General features: G+C 45.6%; 21 protein-coding genes. 9 read left to right on the top strand and 12 right to left on the bottom strand.

Annotation, left to right across the window (positions count from 1 at the left end):
- The first annotated feature begins 26 nt into the window (after positions 1 to 26).
- Positions 27 to 1037, top strand: a complete 1011-nt coding sequence (gene galT, locus B9T16_RS03470) for a galactose-1-phosphate uridylyltransferase (protein WP_006619272.1) — start codon at positions 27 to 29, stop codon at positions 1035 to 1037.
- Between the two features lie 355 nt (positions 1038 to 1392).
- Here galT and B9T16_RS03465 read toward each other — a convergent pair whose 3' ends face one another.
- The 9 genes from B9T16_RS03465 to B9T16_RS03425 all read right to left on the bottom strand — a co-directional run bounded on the left by B9T16_RS03465 (position 1393) and on the right by B9T16_RS03425 (position 7527).
- On the bottom strand, positions 1393 to 1833 hold the full coding sequence (locus B9T16_RS03465) for an SH3 domain-containing protein (protein ID WP_317266820.1): 441 nt from the start codon (positions 1831 to 1833) through the stop codon (positions 1393 to 1395).
- 126 nt (positions 1834 to 1959) lie between these two features.
- Entirely contained in the window at positions 1960 to 3465 is a 1506-nt protein-coding gene (locus B9T16_RS03460; RefSeq protein ID WP_035737329.1) for an AAA family ATPase, read from the bottom strand.
- Between the two features lie 7 nt (positions 3466 to 3472).
- Positions 3473 to 3976: a YceD family protein gene (locus tag B9T16_RS03455; RefSeq protein ID WP_014277485.1), complete on the bottom strand. Its 504-nt coding sequence runs from the start codon at positions 3974 to 3976 to the stop codon at positions 3473 to 3475.
- A 37-nt stretch (positions 3977 to 4013) separates the two neighbouring features.
- Positions 4014 to 4490, bottom strand: a complete 477-nt coding sequence (locus B9T16_RS03450; RefSeq protein WP_317266817.1) for a protein jag — start codon at positions 4488 to 4490, stop codon at positions 4014 to 4016.
- A gap of 8 nt (positions 4491 to 4498) precedes the next feature.
- The gene (yidC, locus tag B9T16_RS03445) at positions 4499 to 5671 is read right to left on the bottom strand and encodes a membrane protein insertase YidC (protein ID WP_006617145.1); all 1173 of its coding nucleotides are present in this window, start codon (positions 5669 to 5671) and stop codon (positions 4499 to 4501) included.
- A gap of 140 nt (positions 5672 to 5811) precedes the next feature.
- Positions 5812 to 6204 (bottom strand): PH domain-containing protein, encoded by a 393-nt coding sequence (locus B9T16_RS03440; protein WP_006617144.1) that lies wholly within the window; start codon positions 6202 to 6204, stop codon positions 5812 to 5814.
- Positions 6176 to 6565 (bottom strand): ribonuclease P protein component, encoded by a 390-nt coding sequence (gene rnpA / locus B9T16_RS03435; protein WP_410244104.1) that lies wholly within the window; start codon positions 6563 to 6565, stop codon positions 6176 to 6178. Before rnpA ends, B9T16_RS03440 begins: the two co-directional genes overlap by 29 nt.
- Before the next feature lie 176 nt (positions 6566 to 6741).
- On the bottom strand, positions 6742 to 6879 hold the full coding sequence (gene rpmH, locus B9T16_RS03430) for a 50S ribosomal protein L34 (RefSeq protein ID WP_006617142.1): 138 nt from the start codon (positions 6877 to 6879) through the stop codon (positions 6742 to 6744).
- A 132-nt stretch (positions 6880 to 7011) separates the two neighbouring features.
- The gene (locus B9T16_RS03425; protein WP_410244103.1) at positions 7012 to 7527 is read right to left on the bottom strand and encodes a DUF2808 domain-containing protein; all 516 of its coding nucleotides are present in this window, start codon (positions 7525 to 7527) and stop codon (positions 7012 to 7014) included.
- 479 nt (positions 7528 to 8006) lie between these two features.
- On the opposite strand from B9T16_RS03425, the gene B9T16_RS03420 reads away from it, so the two are divergent.
- The 3 genes from B9T16_RS03420 (at position 8007) to B9T16_RS03410 (ending at position 10970) form a co-directional block, all read left to right on the top strand.
- Positions 8007 to 9152 carry a Re/Si-specific NAD(P)(+) transhydrogenase subunit alpha gene (locus B9T16_RS03420; protein WP_006617140.1) on the top strand — a complete coding sequence of 382 codons (1146 nt, stop codon included), beginning with the start codon at positions 8007 to 8009 and terminating at the stop codon, positions 9150 to 9152.
- 115 nt (positions 9153 to 9267) lie between these two features.
- The gene (locus tag B9T16_RS03415) at positions 9268 to 9564 is read left to right on the top strand and encodes an NAD(P) transhydrogenase subunit alpha (protein ID WP_006617139.1); all 297 of its coding nucleotides are present in this window, start codon (positions 9268 to 9270) and stop codon (positions 9562 to 9564) included.
- Positions 9561 to 10970, top strand: a complete 1410-nt coding sequence (locus B9T16_RS03410) for an NAD(P)(+) transhydrogenase (Re/Si-specific) subunit beta (RefSeq protein ID WP_006617138.1) — start codon at positions 9561 to 9563, stop codon at positions 10968 to 10970. Before B9T16_RS03415 ends, B9T16_RS03410 begins: the two co-directional genes overlap by 4 nt.
- Before the next feature lie 61 nt (positions 10971 to 11031).
- Here the strand turns inward: B9T16_RS03410 and B9T16_RS03405 are convergent, their stop codons facing one another.
- Positions 11032 to 11673, bottom strand: a complete 642-nt coding sequence (locus B9T16_RS03405; RefSeq protein WP_014277482.1) for a ParA family protein — start codon at positions 11671 to 11673, stop codon at positions 11032 to 11034.
- 133 nt (positions 11674 to 11806) lie between these two features.
- Entirely contained in the window at positions 11807 to 12886 is a 1080-nt protein-coding gene (gene mnmA / locus B9T16_RS03400; RefSeq protein WP_006619139.1) for a tRNA 2-thiouridine(34) synthase MnmA, read from the bottom strand.
- A gap of 218 nt (positions 12887 to 13104) precedes the next feature.
- Here mnmA and B9T16_RS03395 point away from each other — a divergent pair, with 218 nt between their 5' ends.
- From B9T16_RS03395 to B9T16_RS03375, 5 genes are read left to right on the top strand one after another with little or no spacing between them, the layout of a single operon-like run.
- Positions 13105 to 13473 carry a hypothetical protein gene (locus B9T16_RS03395; protein WP_006619138.1) on the top strand — a complete coding sequence of 123 codons (369 nt, stop codon included), beginning with the start codon at positions 13105 to 13107 and terminating at the stop codon, positions 13471 to 13473.
- Positions 13466 to 14884, top strand: coding sequence for a GMC family oxidoreductase N-terminal domain-containing protein (locus tag B9T16_RS03390; protein ID WP_006619137.1), 1419 nt, complete (start codon positions 13466 to 13468; stop codon positions 14882 to 14884). The genes B9T16_RS03395 and B9T16_RS03390 overlap by 8 nt, the downstream gene beginning before the upstream one ends.
- A gap of 51 nt (positions 14885 to 14935) precedes the next feature.
- A complete protein-coding gene (locus B9T16_RS03385; protein WP_410244102.1) occupies positions 14936 to 17059 on the top strand; it encodes a hypothetical protein in 2124 nt (707 codons plus the stop codon).
- Positions 17052 to 18110, top strand: a complete 1059-nt coding sequence (locus B9T16_RS03380; RefSeq protein WP_410244101.1) for an NAD-dependent epimerase/dehydratase family protein — start codon at positions 17052 to 17054, stop codon at positions 18108 to 18110. Before B9T16_RS03385 ends, B9T16_RS03380 begins: the two co-directional genes overlap by 8 nt.
- Positions 18110 to 18676 (top strand): hypothetical protein, encoded by a 567-nt coding sequence (locus B9T16_RS03375; RefSeq protein WP_410244100.1) that lies wholly within the window; start codon positions 18110 to 18112, stop codon positions 18674 to 18676. The genes B9T16_RS03380 and B9T16_RS03375 overlap by 1 nt, the downstream gene beginning before the upstream one ends.
- A 17-nt stretch (positions 18677 to 18693) precedes the next feature.
- Here B9T16_RS03375 and B9T16_RS03370 read toward each other — a convergent pair whose 3' ends face one another.
- Positions 18694 to 19446, bottom strand: coding sequence for a hypothetical protein (locus B9T16_RS03370; protein WP_410244099.1), 753 nt, complete (start codon positions 19444 to 19446; stop codon positions 18694 to 18696).
- Between the last annotated feature and the right edge of the window lie 64 nt (positions 19447 to 19510).

Here is a 19510-nt window from a genome sequence, read left to right as displayed (position 1 = left end):
TTTTTTCTCATAACCAGGAAAGTATCATGACGGAACTACGACAAAACTTGGTGACTAGAGACTGGGTAATTATTGCCTCAGAACGGGCGAAAAGACCCCATGAATTTGCGCCCCCCTTGTCTAAACTAGAACCCTTACCTACCTACCGAGATGATTGTCCATTTTGTCCAGGAAATGAACATCTAACCGGAACTAAAGAGTGTTTACGACTGGCTGATAATGGTGGTTGGCGAGTGAGAGTAGTGGGGAATAAATATCCGGCTCTCTCTGATGTTGGTCAACGAGTTCGTCATGGTGAGGGTATCTTTAAATCCCTGTCGGGAGTGGGATATCATGAAGTAGTAATCGAACACCCTCGCCACGATTTAAATATTGCTTTGATGGATATTCAAGACATTAGCAATATTCTCCGGGTCTATCGCCAACGCTATAGCGAACTACGACAAGATGCTAGAGTGGAAACCATCATTATTTTTAAAAACCATGGAGGAAGTGCTGGGACTTCTTTAGAACATCCTCACTCACAAATTGCGGCGCTTCCTCTTGTTCCTTATCAATGGCGCGATCGCGCTAGGGAAGCAGTCCGCTACTACGATGATACGGGAGAATGTCTTTTTTGTCGCACCCTCAAAGATGAACTAAAAGCAGGCGATCGCATTATTTACGCAGGGGAGCATTTTGTGGCATTTATTCCATACGCCGCCCTTTCCCCGTTTCATACATGGATTTTTCCCCGCAATCACGCTTCTTCCTTTGATGAAATTACTGATTTAGAAATCCCGGATTTAGCCCAAACGCTAAAAGTAGTAATGTCTCAATTTTATTTTGGTTTAAATAACCCCGATTTCAACTATACTATTCGTTCCATACCCACGGCTGAACAGCGCACGGATTATTTCCACTGGTATATTGCCATCATTCCCCGCGTTTCCCTAACCGCCGGCTTTGAACTAGGAAGCGGAATGTATATTAATACATCTGTTCCCGAAGAAAGTGCCGAATTTTTACGCTCTATCAAAATTCCCTCTAGTATTTGAAAAAGTCATCATTGCTGTGGGTCATTGCTGAGGGCCGCTTACAGGAGCAAAAAAAAGGCGACCCAGGGGCCGCTTATATCTGATGAAAACCGCGTTCTGAATTGTTGGCCTTGTTTTAGACACTAATCCAGTGAGATACTACGAAAGAGATGCTACGAAAGATGAGTGAGCTGTGATGCTCAGAATAGGTAAGTATTATATATAATCTCAAGGTGTGGCAGATTTGGCAGTGATCGCGATCAAGTAAATCAGTGAATTTACGGATGGAAACTGGTGATGGGTTTCATACCCTAAGTGCGATCGCCTCATGGTGAAAGTTGTGTTTCAGATCACATCTGCCATCAACCCCAAGAATTTAGTTAATAGGCTCTGTATTGCCACCCCTTACCCAACCCGTGCGACCCTCATCAGTTGCAGCGCGAACCCGCTGCCATTGTCTATCTCCGCTATCTTCCAAAACAATAACCTCTTCTTGATATCCGACCCCACCGACCCGGTTAGCATCAAGGCTAGGACTCTCCCTGATAATTAACCCAATGGGTTGAACCACGATCGCCCGATAGGCTCCCTCCTCTAATTGTGGCTCAGGTTCAGGAGTAGGCTCAGGAGTAGGCTCAGGAGTAGGGGTGCTGGCTGTTTCAACCACCACTGGTTGATCAGTAGCAAAAGTCGGCTTTTCCGGGAGTTCTGTCAACCTAGCGGCAAAGTACAAAGCCGCGGCCAGAGTTGCACCCGCCAAAATCAAGATAGCTAGGAACACACCGACTAAAAACTTAAAGATGCCATAAAGACTCATAGTATTTGGGGAAACATTTATTATCTGATCCGGATCGCCAAAAACAATCGACTAAATCAAACCTGATGATAGCGAACATTGGGACCACATCAAGGGGAGCCACAAATGACATAGCCTATTCCCCGTCTAAAATAGCTTATTGAGGCTATCTTGTCGGGAAGCCAATCTAGCCTTACCCGCCGCCGCCCAATCCTGCAAAAATTGAATCTGATCGCGGGCTGTACGAGCCAGAGGTATCATTTGACTAGCCGATTCCAGTATATCCTCAGTAGTGAAATCACGATTTTGACTAAAACCAATGTGCATAGCTTCAATCAAAGTTTGCTCAATTTCCGCCCCAGAGAAATCCGGCGTTTCATAAGCTAGGCGATCCATATCGTAATTTTTGAGACTTTGGGGGCGCAATTTAGTTAGGTGTACCTCAAAAATCGCCTTCCGCTCATCTTGGTTAGGCAAACCCACAAAAAATATCTCATCAAATCTACCCTTACGCAGAACTTCTGGCGGTAAAGATTGGATATTATTAGCAGTAGCCACGACAAAAACCGGAGAAGTTTTCTCAGCCAACCAAGTGATCACAGTGCCAAATACCCGGCTAGTTGTACCCGCATCGCCCTTACCATCAACCCCCGCAAAGGCTTTATCTATTTCATCAATCCATAGGACACAGGGAGCGAGAGCCTCTGCTAACTGAATCATTTGGCGAGTCCGAGATTCTGACTCCCCTACCAGTCCCGCAAACAACCGCCCCACATCTAAACGTAATAAGGGTAAATGCCAATGGTGAGCGATCGCCTTAGCCGTCAGAGATTTACCCGTCCCCTGAATCCCCACCAGCAGCAAACCACGGGGATAGGGCAATCCATACTGTCGCGCCCGTTCCGAAAAAGAGCCGCCCCGCCGTAGTAGCCAATCTTTGAGGTTATCGAGTCCGCCAATATCAGATATATTTTCCTTGGCCGGGTAGAAATCCAAAATCTGAGTTTGGCGAATAGTTTGGCGTTTTTCTTCCAAAATCAGCTCTATATCACTGGGTTGTAGTTCCCCATGATTAGCGATCGCCTTAGCCAAAATCCGCCTAATTCGCTCCATAGACAGACCCTGAAACGAGCGCACCATTTCATCTAACAGACGCGGTTCCGGGGTTTGTCCCGTTGCCATCAATAGCCCTTCTACCGACTTAGCAATAGTGGGGCGATCGGGTAACGGAAATTCCAGAATCGTGATCACTTCGCTGAGGTCTTCAGCAATAGTAACTTGGGGGGAAATAATCACCAAATTTTTCGGTTGAGACTTCAGGCTACGCGCCAGATTACGGATTTTACGAGAAATCGAAATATCATCTAAAAACCGATGAAAGTCCCGCAAAATAAAAATCGCCGGTGTCGTGTCCGGCACTTTTTCCACAAACTCCAAAGCTAGTAAGGGGTTACGAACCGCCAATCCTATATCATTAGGATTTCCCTCGTTGTAACCGTCCACAAAATCCCACACATAAACCGCTCGATTGCCTTGGTTTTTTCCTATCTGCTTGATAGCTAACTCCAGGCGCTCCTCCTCTAATGTGGGAATATAAATGACCGGATAGCGCGATCGCAGTAATAATTCAAACTCCTGGTTAAATTGGCTCATCGCTTTTTTATCCAGATAATTGTTTTTTTAACGCTTCCAAGGCTGCCCAGCGGCTATCAATCTGTGCATCTACTGATTCCGAAACCGGCTTCGGTGCAGCAGGTAGTTGACAATCTTGGTCACAGAGTTTACGACCTGGCAGTTCCAAACACAATTGCTGATAAAACCAATCCGTAGGAGAAAAATGCCCTTGAGGGTCCAGAGTTTCCACCAAATCCTCAAAAGCCACCTCCACCTCTTCAGCGATCTGGTAATCCGATTTTTCCAACCAGATCACCTCAGAAGTCTTGATTTTCAAGCGGTGGTTGTACTGTTTCAGACAGCGATCGCAGGTCAAAGTCACAATCGCCTCCGCACGACCCTGGATATCCAAAAATGTCGTCCTATGACTAACTCGCATATACCCTCGCACCGGAGTCAGAGTATCCAAATCCGGGATAAACTCCTCAAACTGAAACTCCACCGTCCGCTGATGTGCATTAAGCAAATGAGGGATGTAAATAGCATCCATAATCTTGCCGCCGTCGCTCCCCATGCCAAAATTTTTGTCAGCCTTTCACTTTAATCACTAGACGGCGATCGGGTTCAGTCCCCTGACTATAAGTTTCCACACCCTCACTATCCTTGAGAATATTATGGATTAGCCGTCGTTCCACCGAAGATAGAGACTTAATTTCTAACTCAATCCCCGTTTGTCGCACCTGACTCGCCGCATTTTCTGCCAAAGCCCTTAATTCTTGGTAGCGGCGGGCACGATACCCATTTAGCTCCACAGTGTAAGCCACTTTTTCACCGTTGTCTTTCCCCAAATTCAGAATTGTATTCACCAAATACTGAATCGAATCGAGTCCCTCACCACCATCACCAATCAGATTTTTAGCCTGTTCAGGGGACAGATTGGGATTTTCAATGGTTAACCACCAGGAGTCCTCCTCCTGCTTCAGGACCACATTACTCGAAATATCTCCTAGTTTTAGGAGTTCCTCTATCCACTCCTGACCTTGACTAATTTGAGTCTTCTCCATTGCTTAGTTTATGCCTTCTTCTTAGAATGTCCTGGTTCAAAAGGAAGTGAAGCACGTCCACTTTCACCTTGTTTCTTGTCTTTTTTGTCTTTTGTGCTGGTTTTCGCGCTAGACTCCTCCACAATTTTCTGGAGATTTTCCGGTAAAGGTTCCCGCGACAAGATAAACGCCTGACCTGTTTGGAAAATATTAGCAATCAGCATATACAGTAAAACACCAGCCGGTAGTGGGAAGAAGAAAAACATCCCCGTAAATAAAACTGGCGTGATTTTGTTAACCGTATCTTGTTGAGGATTACCAGAACCAGCTTGATTTTGACCAGATAGTACCTGGTTAATATACAAACTAATCCCAAATCCCAAAATCATCCCCACTATATCCCAGTGGATATTACCATCATCATCAAAAGCTCCTACCCGTCCCAAGGCATCAATAAACAAAAATCCCTTATCAGCAGCAATTCCTTTCAGGCTCGCTTGGATAGTCACTTCACCCGGTTTCACCGCTACCAAATTGCCTTCATCATCAATCTGAACCTTATCTTCCCCCTTAGTTACCATCCAATGGGGTTTAACTTTCGGATTTTCGTAACTATCGAGCTTCGACCGTAGACTTTCCCCCTGTGCTGTTTCAAATTTGACCTCGGTTTTTTGTCCCACAGCCAAACTATTACCAGTATCAATCAACGCCTGTACCGAAGAGTGAACCCCATCTGCTACATAAACATTCTGAGCCTTACTCTTATATATTTGCGGTTGAATTTGCTCAATTTGTTCTTGGGGAAAAATTTGCAGGTCAATGGTGTAGTTAACATCCGAGAAAGGTGATCCTCGCAGGGTAGCAAACAAAGCAAATAGAATTGGCATCTGTAGCAGTAATGGAAAGCAACCCGCCAGAGGATTACCCAATTCCTTATATACTCTGCTCATCTCTTCGCGTTGTTTCACCGGGTCATCTTTATAGAGCTTTTGAATTTTGTCCACTCGCTCTTTCATCAGCGGTTGCGTCACCTTCATCCGCCGCATATTCCGAATTGACCCGGCATTCAGCGGATATAGTGCAAAACGAATCACCAGAGTTAAGGCTACGATCGCCAAACCGTAACTAGGGACGATCCCGTAGAAAAAATCCAGGATCGGTAACATCAAATTGTTGGAAAGAAACCCAATACCAAAGTCCATGCGTCAATAGTTAACCTAGCTGCTTGATTTTTTATACAAATTTTAACAATTTAGTTCCCCAGGTGGAACTTTTTCCTTCGATCTGATCCTTGATCATTACCACCCATCAACACTCTCTAGCCTATCAGGTGAATTTGAAGTTACTGACCGATCACACCCGGCGGTCTTCCCTGTTTTTGAGCAATTTTTTCACTAATGTAGTCGTAAAGCTCTCGAAATCTCGGCAAAGCTCTTAGTTCCAGACGGTTACCATTTTTTAGGGTCAGCACCATATCTCCCCAGGCTCCCAGTCCCCTAGGCACTTTCGCCACACTGACAATTTCCGAGTACACCACATCAGTGCGATCGCGTCCCATCCATCCTCCAATCACAGAAACCCGGCGGTTAGTAATACGATAACGCAGCCACAGTGCCCGCACCACCGCTCCCACAGTCAAAGGCAGGCCGATAATTGTAAATCCGATCAGTAAATTTATAATCAGATCACCAATATGGGGCCCGCCTTCATAAAAGCTCTCCTCCCGAATGCCCATGTAAAACCTCTGCTTGTACTAACAACTTTTCTAATTCTCGCAGAATTTCTGCATAATTGCACTCGATCGCCGTTGGCTTCACCACAATCACCACATCCCAACCTGGCGAGATTTTTGGTAATAACTCTCGCAGTCCGGCTCTAATTTGTCGTTTGAGCAGATTTCGTCGCACCGCGCGCTTACTAACCTTCTGACTTATAGAAATACCAAACCGACTCGGTGGGTCTCCTGCATCTATCTCAGGCGGAACTAACCGTTTTAATGCTCTTAGGGTTAAATGAGCAGTTTTACGATGTAGTCCCCTAGTATAGACTGCCTTAAAATCTTTGGGAGCGCGCAGTCGATTTACTTGAGGCAACATTTCGATATTTATTAGTTATAGCAGTTGACACTTAGACCAGCGAGGGTGCATCACCGGGAATAGAACCTAGGGCTAATATCAATCACAGATTGAGTCTATGGTTTGCTTCTCAGGGTTTTGACCACTGCTATAACTATTCCCAAACTCAATTGACCATCTGCTGTGAGTTAACTCCCTTAAACAGATAACCGTGACCGTCCTTTTTGCCGCCGAGACCTAATCACTGCACGGCCATTTCTAGTCCGCATCCGTACCCGAAACCCAGATACTCTTTTTTTCTTACGGCTAGTTCCTTTGAGCGTTTGTTGAGCCATTTGTCTATCCTCCCACAATCAGTGTTAAAATCACAATCCCCTATTTTAGCACATACACCTGCTAAAATTAGAGACATCAGGTGGCGAGTCTAGGAGCCGTTAATGTGATGAACTCAACCGCCCCAGCATCTGTTAATCAATACTCAGGACCCAAGTACCAACATAGCGTAACAGAGGCACATCACCGGGGCTGCGGACATTAGCATTAAAGTGGAACATCCCACCAAAGGTAGGATTTCTGACGTTGGACATGACAATTTCCAAAGACTGTCCGGCTGGGATGGGTTCTTCGGGATAGATTTCAATAAAATTGTTTTCGGCATCCCAGATTACCTCCTCTAGGGGAATTGACTGATCACCGATCCGAACTTCAATGCGATCTGGGTCAAATCTACCCTCGAAATGTTCAGGATAGGAAATCGAGATCAGAGCCACAGCCATATTTAGCTGTCTCGCCGGAATTCTTAATCTGTAGCGGTCCCAGCGACCAGAGCGGCCACTTTGTAGAAAGAAATTGAGCAAATTCGCCCTTTCCGGTCCACCAAACAAAGTCACACCCGGACCTGATTGCGCCCAAGCTAGGGTCGGAAAAGCTCCCAATAAAAAGCCAGTCAGTGTCAAACCAGAAACTAGAGAACGGATTTTCATTGATACAAACTCCTGCGATAAGTGTAACGGCGGTAACAATTTGACTTATGGTTAAAGGATTATTTTTGACATAAAGACAAACCTAAGATATCAATCAATCGGAACAACTACGATTATGATGTCAAACTAGACACTCATTCTGGCACAATCATCATCATTGTGTCGAGTTGCTGTGGTAGCAGTGATTAGCTTGTTGTAGCAAAGGTTGCACATTTTGATTGGCTACTTCAACCCAGACGGCCAGAGAGGTGGGGTGCTGTAATATGGGATGCTTGTCATCAAAAAATGACAAATATTCTGATGTGACGCACTTTCCCAAGGCAGATCAAATTTCGATCGCTATCATAGAATCCTGTAGGGGCGGGTTTAACTGTCAGCCCTCAATTATCACAAATAAGACTGCTAAACCCGCCCAGAACGCGAAAAGATTTTGGTCAAGCCGTCGAAAAGGGACGGAATTTGAGATATAGGAGTTTTTGATGAAAATTGCGATCGCCAAAGAACTGAACGTTAATGAACGCCGAGTGGCTTTGATCCCGGACGTAGTATCTCGTCTAGTTAAACAAGGCTTAGAAATTTATGTGGAAGCCGGAGCCGGGGAAGGGTCTTGTTTTTCGGATGCTCTGTATGAGGAAGCGGGAGCCCAAGTGATTACTGACTCAGCCAAGCTGTGGGGAGAAGCCAATATCCTGCTGAAAGTGAGCCCGCCACAAGAAGAGGAAGTTGGCAAAATGGCAGAGGGAGCAGTATTAATCGGATTTCTCAACCCGTTGGGAGAGCCAGATCTGATCCAAAAATTAAGCGATCGCCGGGTGACAGCTTTCAGTATGGAAATGGTCCCGCGTACCAGTCGCGCCCAAAGTATGGATGCCCTATCTTCCCAGGCTAATATTGCCGGATATAAGGCAGTTCTGATCGCGGCGGCGAATTTGCCTAAATACTTCCCGATGCTGACCACGGCGGCCGGAACTATCCGACCGGCTAAAGTGTTAGTTCTAGGGGCGGGGGTAGCCGGACTACAAGCGATCGCCACAGCACGGCGTTTAGGAGCGATCGTAGAAGCCTTTGATATTCGCCCAGAAGTCAAAGAACAAGTCCAAAGTTTGGGGGCTAAATTCGTAGATGTCACCCTAGACGAAGATACCGTCGCCGAGGGAGGCTATGCCAAAGAAATCTCAGAGCAAGCCAAACAACACACCCAGGAAGTGCTAACCCAGCACGTCGCTGCTTCTGATGTGGTGATTACCACCGCCCAAGTCCCCGGCAAAAAAGCCCCGGTTCTAGTCAACGCTAACATGGTGGCTCAAATGAAACCAGGTTCAGTGATTGTAGACCTAGCGGCCGAACAGGGGGGGAATTGCGAGGGTTCAGAACCAGGTAAAAACATCCAGAAAAATGGTGTCACCATCATGGGACCCATTAACATACCAGGCTCCATGCCTGTTCATGCCAGCGAAGTATATGCTAAAAACCTCTCAGCCTTATTACAACTGATGGTAACTAAGGAGGGAGAACTTGATCTAAACTTCGCAGATGACATCCTCGATGGAGCCTGTGTTACCCACGGCGGCGAAATTCGTTCCCAACGGGTTAAAGAGGCTTTGGGAGTTCCTGTGGGTCAATAGTAAACACCACAGGCATCTCTAGCCTCTTTGTGAGGGGGAAACTGCGGTGGGCGGCCGGGTCACTGGGTAACAGTGACGAACAGCTAGACGCTTTCCAAGCTACTGGAGATATTGAATGACAACAGAAACTCTGATTTCGGCTTTATTTGTTTTTGTCCTGGCATCTTTTGCCGGGTTTGAGGTGATTACGAAAGTACCACCAACCCTACACACGCCCCTAATGTCTGGGGCTAATGCCATCTCAGGAATTGCGGTTTTAGGGGCGATTATTATTGCCGGAGAACAGGATTGGAACATCACGGTGATTCTGGGTATTGTGGCTGTGGTACTGGCTACTATTAATGTTGTGGGTGGCTTTTTGGTTACTGACCGGATGCTGCAAATGTTCAAGAAAAAGGAGGTTAAAGCATGATCGACTTTCTACCAACAGGCATTGAGTTAAGTTATTTGGTGGCGGTAACCCTGTTTTTCTTTGGTCTGAAAAAGTTGGGGTCTCCGGCGACGGCTCGCAATGGGAATATATTGGCATCTATTGGGATGTTAATTGCGATCGTGGCTACGCTTCTTAATCAGCAGGTTCTCAACTACGGCACAATTCTGATAGCGATCGCCATAGGTTCGGCTATTGGTGGCATCGCCGCCTATAAAGTCGAAATGACTGATATGCCTCAGATGGTCGGTTTGTTTAACGGTCTCGGTGGTGCAGCTTCTTCTATGGTGGCTGTAGGCGAGTTCTGGCGCTATTTAGCTACCTCTGATGCTCCCCCCCTACCAACTACTGTTACAGCGGTGTTAGGGGTTCTAATTGGCGGTGTCACCTTCACCGGCTCCCTCATCGCTTTCGCCAAACTGCAAGGGATTATGAGTGGCTCTCCGATTCTGTTTCCCTTGCAACAACCCTTTAACCTAGCCCTGTTAATTAGCTTTGTAGGGGCAAGTGTTTATATCTGTGTACAACCCTTCAACGTCCCGGTTTTCCTGGCTTTAGTGGGCATTTCTCTGGTGCTGGGAGTGCTTTTTGTTATCCCTATCGGTGGCGGAGATATGCCGGTGGTGATTTCCCTGTTAAACTCATTCTCAGGGTTAGCTGCTAGTGCGGCGGGTTTTGTGGTGATGAATAACCTGCTGATCATTGCTGGGGCTTTGGTGGGTGCTTCTGGTATTATCCTTACGGTGATCATGTGTAAGGCGATGAACCGCTCGATTACCAACGTCCTATTTGCTGGGTTTGGTACAGGTGAAGGTACAGCGGCAGCGCCTAGCGCTTCTGGTGGTGCAACCAATCAGAGTGTTCGCAATATCGACCCGGAAGAAGGGGCGATGATGTTGGGGTATGCTCGTTCTGTGGTGATTGTTCCGGGTTATGGCATGGCTGTAGCTCAAGCACAGCACTCGGTTAAGGAACTGGTGGATATGCTAGAATCCTTGGGGGTGGATGTGAAATATGCAATTCACCCGGTGGCGGGACGGATGCCGGGACACATGAACGTTCTGTTAGCCGAGGCGAATGTTCCCTATCCGCAGTTGTATGATATGGATGACATCAACCCCCAATTTGAACAGACTGATGTGGCTCTGGTGATTGGGGCTAATGATGTGGTTAACCCGGCGGCGCGGGAAGATAAAAATAGCCCGATCTACGGAATGCCGATTCTGGATGTAGATAAAGCCAAGCATACTATTGTGATTAAGCGTGGTATGAGTACGGGTTTTGCTGGGGTTGATAATGATTTGTTCTACAAGGACAAAACTATGATGCTATTTGGCAGCGCTAAGGATATGGTTGCTAAGTTGGCTTCTGAGGTTAAACAACTCTAGGCTTTTCCAATAATTTCCGGTTCTACTGACATCCTTCGAGTCCCATGGACGGCGGGGGATGTCAGTCTGTATTGGGGTTTGATGTTAGGCTTCTCAGGAGTTCGGCTACGACGCGGCGATAGTCTGATGCTGCTTCTCTGGCATTTTTGCTGCGAGACCGAATAATGGAAACGCCTTCTAGGGGACAGCGTTCATGGGCTTTGTAGGAGCGAATAAAATTCTGGAAAACTGGAATACCTGATTCCCGCAAGGACTTTTGAGCCTCAAAAGCATCTCCAATACTGCGGGGGTCAACTTTGGTGAGCAGGACTTTATAATCAATGTTGATGGGGGCGACACGATCGCGTACAGTAGCCATTAAGGCTACTAAATCCATGGGTGCGGCTTGGCTGGGTAAAATTAGATAATCAGCTACCTGGACTACGGCGGCTAGGGATTCGGATTTCAAGGCTGGGGGGGTATCAACGACAATCATTTGGACTTGTTGAACTTTCCTTAGCTGTTTCAGGAGACTAGGATTGGTTTCTTCTGAGACATCAAAGGGCATTTCTCCCTGTTCAACCCACCACATAGCGGAACCCTGGGGGTCTGTATCTACTAGGAGGGTGGAGAAGTTGCTCGAAAGTATAGCAGCGAGATTGACGGCGGTTGTGGTTTTACCAACTCCACCTTTCCCATTGGCGATCGCTAAAATTGTCGGCATTCTATCTGAATCGGATAACTTGCTTAGAAAACATAACACGAAAGGTGGTTTGGTAGCGAACAAGATGCGATCGCCTCCCCGTACCAGAAAGCCCCAAGATAGGGAGAACAAGCCTCTATTTTGGGGTTATGGGTTAAGTGGTCTGACGTTCAATCACGCCGCCACCTAGGAGCAAATCTTCGGAGTACCATACAGCCGCCTGACCGGGGGTAATTCCGAAAATAGGCTCATCAAAAATCAGTCGGACTCTGGTGCCAATTTGGGGGTCTGGTTCGGAAGATAAAGGAACCACGGTTACGGGTAATGGCTTACTGCGATAACGAATTTGTACCTCGGCGCGGATAGGTTCAGAGGGCGGCGCAATAGATACCCAATTAACGCGCCTAATGGTGCATTCGGTTTGAGTCATACGATCGCGATCGCCAACTACTACCCGATTTCGTCCGGGGTCAATACTCAGGACATATAATGGCTCAGGTGCAGAAATTCCCAAACCTCGGCGTTGACCGATAGTATAGTGGTGGATGCCATCATGTTCTCCTAAAACCCGACCTTCAGGATCGACAATTTCGCCTTTTTTCCCAGTAATATATTTATCCAAAAAGGCGCGCATAGAACCATTAGCCTCGACCAAACAGAGGTCTTGGCTTTCGGGTTTATCAGCAGTTTTCAGGTTATACTGAGCGGCGATGCGTCTAGTTTCGGATTTCGGGACTTCTCCGAGGGGAAAAACCACAGCGCCTAGTATATCCTGAGTTAAATCATAGAGAAAATAAGACTGATCCTTAGTGCGATCGACGGCGCGTTTTAACTGATGGCGATCGCATTGTGAATTATAGGAAACCCTAGCATAGTGACCGGTAGCGATCCGGTTAATATTTAACTCCGTAGAAGCATAACCCAGCATCGGGCCAAACTTAACGGCACGATTACACTGGGAACAGGGTAAAGGAGTAATCCCCGCCCCATATCCTTCGACCAAATAATCAATAATATGGGTTTGGAACAGATCGCGGCTATCGACAATATAATGGGGAATGCCAAGCTGTTCGCAGATATGGGCTGCATCCACCATACCCTCGGAACAGCATTGACCCTTACCCCGCATTAACCATAGGGTTAACCCCACCACCTCATATCCTTGGTGATGCAGAATAGCCGCGGCTGCGGAACTATCAACCCCTCCTGAAAGACCAACAACAATTTTTTGCATTTAAATTATCGCCTCTACCAATTCCACCCGTCGCGACACGACTAGACTATATGTTATCAGATCTAAAGTAGTAGTAGGCTCGCGCTCAGGGAAACTCCCCCACCGTCAAACCCTATAAACGGGGTTTCTGTGCTAAATATCGGTAAGGAAACATAGTTGTTGAGTTTCGTGGCGATCGCCAATTAAGTTTTAAGCAGGAGTGAATCGAATTGATAGCCATGACGAAACTATTTAATAGTACCGCCTCCGCCCTCTGTTACTCAATTATTTACGATCGCACCCCCACGGAGGAAACCCGCGAATTTTATCATAATGATGTCGTGCGATTTGTCCTCGAACAACATCGCCGAATGCCGGATTATCTGCAATTTCCCATCTGGCTATTAACCGTTATTTTCGACTGCTGGGGATGGCTAAACGCCTCACCCTTTCATCGTCAACCCCACCAGCTTCGTCGCCAACAAATCGAAGCCTGGAAAAATTCCCCTTTTAGTCCCTGTCGGGATTTGATGCGCTTTTATGAGAGTTTAGTGGTACTGTGTTGGCAATCTTTGGTTAATTCCAATCAATGCGATCGCCATGTTTGAACCCCAGTCCTGTGAAATTGCCGTCATTGGTTCCGGTCCTGGAGGTGCAATTACCGCCTGTTTATTAGCCGAAGCCGGACGGGATGTGCTACTTATCGAAGAAGGGGCTTTTCTTCCCCTAGAGTCCTGTGCGCCCTTTTCCCAGGAAGAAATGGTGCAGAAATATCGCCATGGCGGGTTAACAGCAGCCCTAGGAACCCCAAAAGTGCAATATGTCGAAGGTCGCTGTGTGGGGGGAGGTAGCGAAATCAACAGCGGGCTGTACCATCGAACCCCGCCGCAGGTATTGGAGAGGTGGCGGACTGAGTTTCAGGTGGAAGGTTTAGGGGATGCTGACCTATTACCCCATTTTCAAGCCTGCGAAGAGGCTGTTACTGTCTGTCCCCTACCAGGAAAACCCCCCGCCGCCTCTCTGAAACTCCACCAAGGGGCTATCAAGTTGGGCTGGGAGTCCCTAGAAGTGCCGCGCTGGTTTCGCTATGAAACCCAGGATGACCCGAATTTGCCACCCAAGGGAAAGCGCCAGTCAATGACCAAAACCTTTATTCCTCGCGCGTTACGGGCGGGGTGTAGGTTGCGCTCAGAGACGCGAATTAACCGAATTGGTCGCCGGGGTCAAAAGTGGACTCTGTGGGCTAATACGGGCGAAATTGAGGCGGAAACGGTGTTTATCTGTGGCGGGGCTATCCAAACCCCGGCTTTGTTGCGGCGCAGTGGGATTACTGAAAATATTGGTAATTCTCTACAACTGCATCCGACGGTTAAGGCGATCGCCCAATTTTCCGAACCTGTTAACGCCCTTGATATGGGGGTTCCCGTCCATCAGGTTAAGGAGTTCGCCCCCCGGTTCAGTTTTGGCTGTTCGATTAGTTCCCCCCCTTACCTGTCGGTGGGAATGGTGGATCATCCTGAGTATATGGGGGAGGTACACCGCCACTGGGAAAATATGGCGATTTATTATGCCATGATTACCGCCTCCGGTCGGGGGTCGGTGCGTACTCTCCCCGGTTTTCGCGATCCTTTGGTGCGCTATCGCCTCACGGGTGAGGATTTGCGGGATTTGGGTGACGGCTTGCGGAAGTTGTCTCAACTGCTATTTGAGGCGGGGGCGATCGCCGTTTATCCCAGTTTGTCGGGGTTTGGGCGGTTGAAGGGAGACGATGGCGATCGCATCCCCGAAATTCTCCCGGCGGCGAGTACCAATTTGATGACGGTTCATCTGTTTTCTTCCTGTCCTATGGGGGAAAATCGCCGCCTTTGTGCGGTCGATTCCTTTGGCAAAATTCATGGCTTTGACAATCTTTATATTGCTGATGGAAGTCTGTTATGTACCGCCCCTGGCGTGAATCCTCAAGGGTCGATTATGGCGATCGCTCGACGGAATGCGTTAAAATTTTTAGACCAACTTTAGCCGGTCAACAATTGCCAACTGCCAAAAATGTTCTGATTTATGCCATCAATAATGTTGTCAATTCCCCGGAAAATAACAATTAGATCAACCACAGCACTCTACCTGATTCCGGTTTTAATTTTAATTGCTTTTGTGATTATCTACGGCGTGAGAGTTCCCCTCTGGGATGAATGGGCGATCGCCGCCATCTTTGAGAAAATAGCCCAGGGAAAAGCTGGGTTAAGTGATTTTGCCGAAATCTACAATGATCATCGCTACTTTTTCCTGAGATTAATTGTCGTCCCCTTGGCATTTATTTCCGGTTGGGAGAAGATTTATGAAATCTTGATTGGGGTGTTATTTGCTATCCTCAACGGAATTTTTATTGTCAAAATTTCTCGCCAATGCTATCCAGATATTTCGCACTCCCAAAGATTCCACATTATTAATGGTCTATCCTGGCTGATTCTGTTTTCCCTCGTGCAGTATCAAAATTGGCTGTGGGGATTGCAATTGGGGATATTTCTAGTTAATCTGTGTGTGACAATTTCTCTCTGGGTTCTCAATTCACAACAGCCCCAGCACCAAAAAAGCCTAATTTGGGCGACTCTACCCATGATGATTGCCAGCTTCACATTAGCCCAAGGTATTATAGGATGGTTGGCGATTTTACCCACAGTTTTTTTAACTAATACCACCATCAAATCAGGATTAAAAAATAGCCTGATATGGCTAGGATTATTTGGAATTACTACCGCCGTTTATGTGATAGGATATAATCGGGATCATCCCAGCAATTTTAACCTTTTGTATCTGCTCAATCATTCCGTATTTTGGGCGCGTTTTTTCTTGATACTATTGGGAGCCCCTCTCGGTTTCTATTCCGTGCCAATAGCCAATATTTTGGGGGTTTTGGTATTATTCAGCTTTGGGGGTGCGATCGCCTGGGGATATCAAAAAAACGGGTTCCAATTTTTACAAACCGTCGCCCCCTGGATTAGTTTAGCATTGTTCGCCTTACTATTTGCCGCCATTACCACTTTTGGCAGGGCTGAAGCCGCATTTACCGATTTAGGCTTAGATTTTGCTTTAGGTTCCAGATATACCAGCAATTCCCTATTTTTGTGGGTAGCAGTGTTACAAATTGGCTTATATTTCCCTAATCGAGAACTTCCCGTTATCCCATGGAAACGGGGATTAACTGGTGTAGCCATATTGATAATTTTTCTAACCGCAATTAATTCGGTATACGCCATTAAAGAAGGTCAATTCTATCGACGAGTTTCTAACCATATCACAAGCTGCTTAAACGTGATCCAAGTTTGGGACGATCGCTCTCCTGACTGCTGGCAATGGTTTAAAATTATCCCCTCTCGCGATCGCTTTAAACAAACAGCAATGGTCTTAAATGACTTAGGATTTATCGATAGTCCTAACCTACAATTTATCAAGAGTTCCGAAAATTATGGTGCGATCATCTGGGATAATTCCCCAGGTGTGTTTTCCCAAAACCATCAAAATGGCTGGATTCTATTAACCGGAGAATTACAACTTAATCCCCAGCTAGTTGATGACAATAATCAGCTTTTGATACTTTCCAATTCCTCAGAAACCACAGCCATTGCTTACTCCGAAATCAACCAAAATATGTGGCGGGCTGCCATAGAAACAGCCGTTTTTAATCTGTATCAAAACACATCAATTCAGGCCTGGATCAGGGTAGGGGAATCGGCAGAATTACTACCTTTGGCTGGAGAAACTCAAATTAAAGTAATTCTTGATGGCATCCCTAACCCCCGCTTTAACCGCCAACCTGAAACCATTTACGGCTATATTAATCCCCCCCTCGCCACCTTAACTTTAAACCCCGGTGATCGCTTTATGGTAGACGGTTGGGCGGCGTTTGGCGATCGCGACCAACAACCCGATCGCGTCTTTTTTTCATATAACGACCAGGACTTTTTCTTCGCCGACACAGAAATTAACATACAGACCCCCGATATTGTGCAACATTTTAACAGCGATCGCTACTCAAAATCCGCTTGGATCGCTGAACTTTCCGCCCCAGATATTCCCCCCGGAGAAACCACTATTCACGCTTGGGTTTATGATCCTGATAGGGGGGAGTTTGTCACCCTACAACGAGAAATTCCGTTAATTATTCTCTCAGAAGACCAAGGAGGAAACCATGAGTGATCTAGTTTTAGTTACAGGCGCTTTAGGCTGGTTAGGATTCAGTTTAGTTAAAGCCTTAGTTAAAGGACTCCCAGATATTGAGGCTTTTTCCCAACCCAGAAATAATCTGATGATTCGCTGTCTAATTTTACCCGGTCAAAACCCCGAAAGTCTCACCAACCTCTCCGATAAAATTGAAGTGATTGTCGGCGATTTACGGAATCCCCAAGACTGCGATCGCTTTTGTGAAAATGCGAACCATGCCATTCTATTTCATACCGCCGGAATCATTCACCCTCCGCGCGTTTCCGAATTTTATCATATTAATGTCAACGGAACCCAAAACCTGTTAAATTCCGCAATCACAAATCGCGTAAAAAGGGCCGTGATTGTCTCTTCTAATTCTCCCTGTGGTTGCAATCCTCACCCGGATCATCTATTCGATGAAAAATCCCCCTACCATCCCTATATGAATTATGGCAAATCCAAAATGCTGATGGAATTAGCCGTGTCCGAGGTACAGAAATCAGGGAAAATAGAAACCGTTATTGTCCGTCCGCCTTGGTTTTACGGCCCCAACCAACCCCCCCGACAAACCCTATTTTTCCAAATGATTCGGGATGGAAAAGGTCCCATTGTGGGAGATGGAAATAATTTGCGATCGATGGCTTATATCGACAATCTCTGTCAGGGACTTTTGCTATCAGCCGAATCCGAAAAAGCCAACGGTCAAACCTACTGGATAGCCGATAATCGCCCCTATTCCATGAATGAAATTATCGATACAGTCGAGAAACTCCTAGAATCCGAATTTAACCAAACTTGCGCCCACAAACGTTTAAAATTACCCGGAATTACCGGAGATATCGCCACCTTAGTAGATGGCACTTTGCAGAGTTTAGGATTATATCAGCAAAAAATTCATGTATTATCTGAAATGAATAAAACCATCGCCTGTTCAGTTGCCAAAGCCCAACGAGAATTAGGCTATTCTCCCAAAGTTTCCCTAGAAGAAGGGATGCGTCGTAGTCTTAAATGGGTGTTCGATAATTACGGAGGAATTGATAACTAATGGCTGATTATATCATCGTCACCGAGGGATTAACCGCTACAGAAGCCACTGCAGCCGTCGATAACTTATCCCCTTATTTTAAAGCAGTAATCTGTCAGTTAGCCGCCGATGCTGAACCCAATTCTCGCGTGTTTGTTGCCCCTGGTAATCCCTTCGGACATTCCCAATCTGAGGAAGATTATGCAGGGGAATTTCTCCAGCAATTGCGCCCAGATTTACAGGTTTTGGTTCCCCAAAATGTCCGAGATAAAACCTATTTAGATACCTTTGATAATGCGCGGGTATTGCGTTATTGGTTAAAGCAGGAAAAATATTGGCCCCTAGAGTCAGTTATTTTATACTGCAATAAACCCCACAGTTTCCGAAGTTGGATTATGTTTAAATCCTGCGATTTTCCCGTGCAAAAAGTAGTAAGTTGTCGTCCCGAAAAGGTTGATAATTCTATGGCGATCGCCCCCCGATTATGGTTTTATAATTATCCGCCGATCCAATTCCTTTACGAATTGGCGACATTAGTTTACGATGCTGGCAGAGTCATTATTTGGAAGGTTAGCGGTAGTCCATAAAAACTTGTAAACAACTTCTATTTTGATAAGATAGTCTCCAAACTGATAGTCATTTGATTGGTAACTTTAAAGTGTTTAATCTTGATTTTATCTTGTTCCTTTAAAAGAGTAGGACAAGTTAACAAATCAGTTTCATTATTTAAAATTGAATACAATTGACTATTGTTATCTATCAAATTGCTTTTGAGATAAAACAAAATACCTTGAAAATCTATATATATGGTTTCCTCGTGATAACCTTGAATTGGATTTAAGTGATTGTTTAAAGTCAATAAAATATACATCCTACTCATGCCATCCGCAAATTTACCCTCAATATTTTTTAAAATAGAATCATGATAATTTTTCACATTTATGGAGGATTTTAATTCAATTAAAATAATCATCAATCTATAAATTTTTTCATCAATCAAATTTTGTGTTTTATCCTGATATTTTTGTAATACTAAAATAGCACATTCAGGAGTTTTACTTTGGGTTGAGATACCAGGTATGGGTTTTTCTAAATCAACTTTCCAAATTTTTTCAACTTTAGATTTCTCATTATGATAATCCAATTTGTTAATCTTAATTGATACTAGACGATTATTTGGGGAGTTCTTATTTTTATTTTCTTCTATTTCTATTATTTCATCATCACGGACTGGAATTTCAACTATAAATTGTTCATTAGTTAAAGCCTTATGTACTGCATCTCTCAGCAATAATATATCCTTATTGCCAGGATTATTTAAACAATAATGTTTCCTATTTTTTGATTTTTTACTCATCTTTAAACTAGCAAATTAAAAATCATCCTGTTGGCGGTAAATATAATCAGTCAGAATCCGCAGA

This window comes from Arthrospira sp. PCC 8006 (assembly GCF_046480465.1).
In the GTDB taxonomy this organism is placed as follows: Bacteria; Cyanobacteriota; Cyanobacteriia; order Cyanobacteriales; family Microcoleaceae; genus Limnospira; species Limnospira platensis.
Note: the sequence above shows the minus strand (reverse complement) of the source record. Positions and strands in the feature narration are given on the sequence as shown.

Coding starts and splice junctions, on each gene's coding strand:
- galT (WP_006619272.1), top strand. CDS start 27: ATGACGGAACTACGACAAAACTTGGTGACTAGAGACTGGGTAATTATT.
- B9T16_RS03465 (WP_317266820.1), bottom strand. CDS start 1,833: ATGAGTCTTTATGGCATCTTTAAGTTTTTAGTCGGTGTGTTCCTAGCT.
- B9T16_RS03460 (WP_035737329.1), bottom strand. CDS start 3,465: ATGAGCCAATTTAACCAGGAGTTTGAATTATTACTGCGATCGCGCTAT.
- B9T16_RS03455 (WP_014277485.1), bottom strand. CDS start 3,976: ATGGATGCTATTTACATCCCTCATTTGCTTAATGCACATCAGCGGACG.
- B9T16_RS03450 (WP_317266817.1), bottom strand. CDS start 4,490: ATGGAGAAGACTCAAATTAGTCAAGGTCAGGAGTGGATAGAGGAACTC.
- yidC (WP_006617145.1), bottom strand. CDS start 5,671: ATGGACTTTGGTATTGGGTTTCTTTCCAACAATTTGATGTTACCGATC.
- B9T16_RS03440 (WP_006617144.1), bottom strand. CDS start 6,204: ATGGGCATTCGGGAGGAGAGCTTTTATGAAGGCGGGCCCCATATTGGT.
- rnpA (WP_410244104.1), bottom strand. CDS start 6,565: ATGTTGCCTCAAGTAAATCGACTGCGCGCTCCCAAAGATTTTAAGGCA.
- rpmH (WP_006617142.1), bottom strand. CDS start 6,879: ATGGCTCAACAAACGCTCAAAGGAACTAGCCGTAAGAAAAAAAGAGTA.
- B9T16_RS03425 (WP_410244103.1), bottom strand. CDS start 7,527: ATGAAAATCCGTTCTCTAGTTTCTGGTTTGACACTGACTGGCTTTTTA.
- B9T16_RS03420 (WP_006617140.1), top strand. CDS start 8,007: ATGAAAATTGCGATCGCCAAAGAACTGAACGTTAATGAACGCCGAGTG.
- B9T16_RS03415 (WP_006617139.1), top strand. CDS start 9,268: ATGACAACAGAAACTCTGATTTCGGCTTTATTTGTTTTTGTCCTGGCA.
- B9T16_RS03410 (WP_006617138.1), top strand. CDS start 9,561: ATGATCGACTTTCTACCAACAGGCATTGAGTTAAGTTATTTGGTGGCG.
- B9T16_RS03405 (WP_014277482.1), bottom strand. CDS start 11,673: ATGCCGACAATTTTAGCGATCGCCAATGGGAAAGGTGGAGTTGGTAAA.
- mnmA (WP_006619139.1), bottom strand. CDS start 12,886: ATGCAAAAAATTGTTGTTGGTCTTTCAGGAGGGGTTGATAGTTCCGCA.
- B9T16_RS03395 (WP_006619138.1), top strand. CDS start 13,105: ATGACGAAACTATTTAATAGTACCGCCTCCGCCCTCTGTTACTCAATT.
- B9T16_RS03390 (WP_006619137.1), top strand. CDS start 13,466: ATGTTTGAACCCCAGTCCTGTGAAATTGCCGTCATTGGTTCCGGTCCT.
- B9T16_RS03385 (WP_410244102.1), top strand. CDS start 14,936: ATGTTGTCAATTCCCCGGAAAATAACAATTAGATCAACCACAGCACTC.
- B9T16_RS03380 (WP_410244101.1), top strand. CDS start 17,052: ATGAGTGATCTAGTTTTAGTTACAGGCGCTTTAGGCTGGTTAGGATTC.
- B9T16_RS03375 (WP_410244100.1), top strand. CDS start 18,110: ATGGCTGATTATATCATCGTCACCGAGGGATTAACCGCTACAGAAGCC.
- B9T16_RS03370 (WP_410244099.1), bottom strand. CDS start 19,446: ATGAGTAAAAAATCAAAAAATAGGAAACATTATTGTTTAAATAATCCT.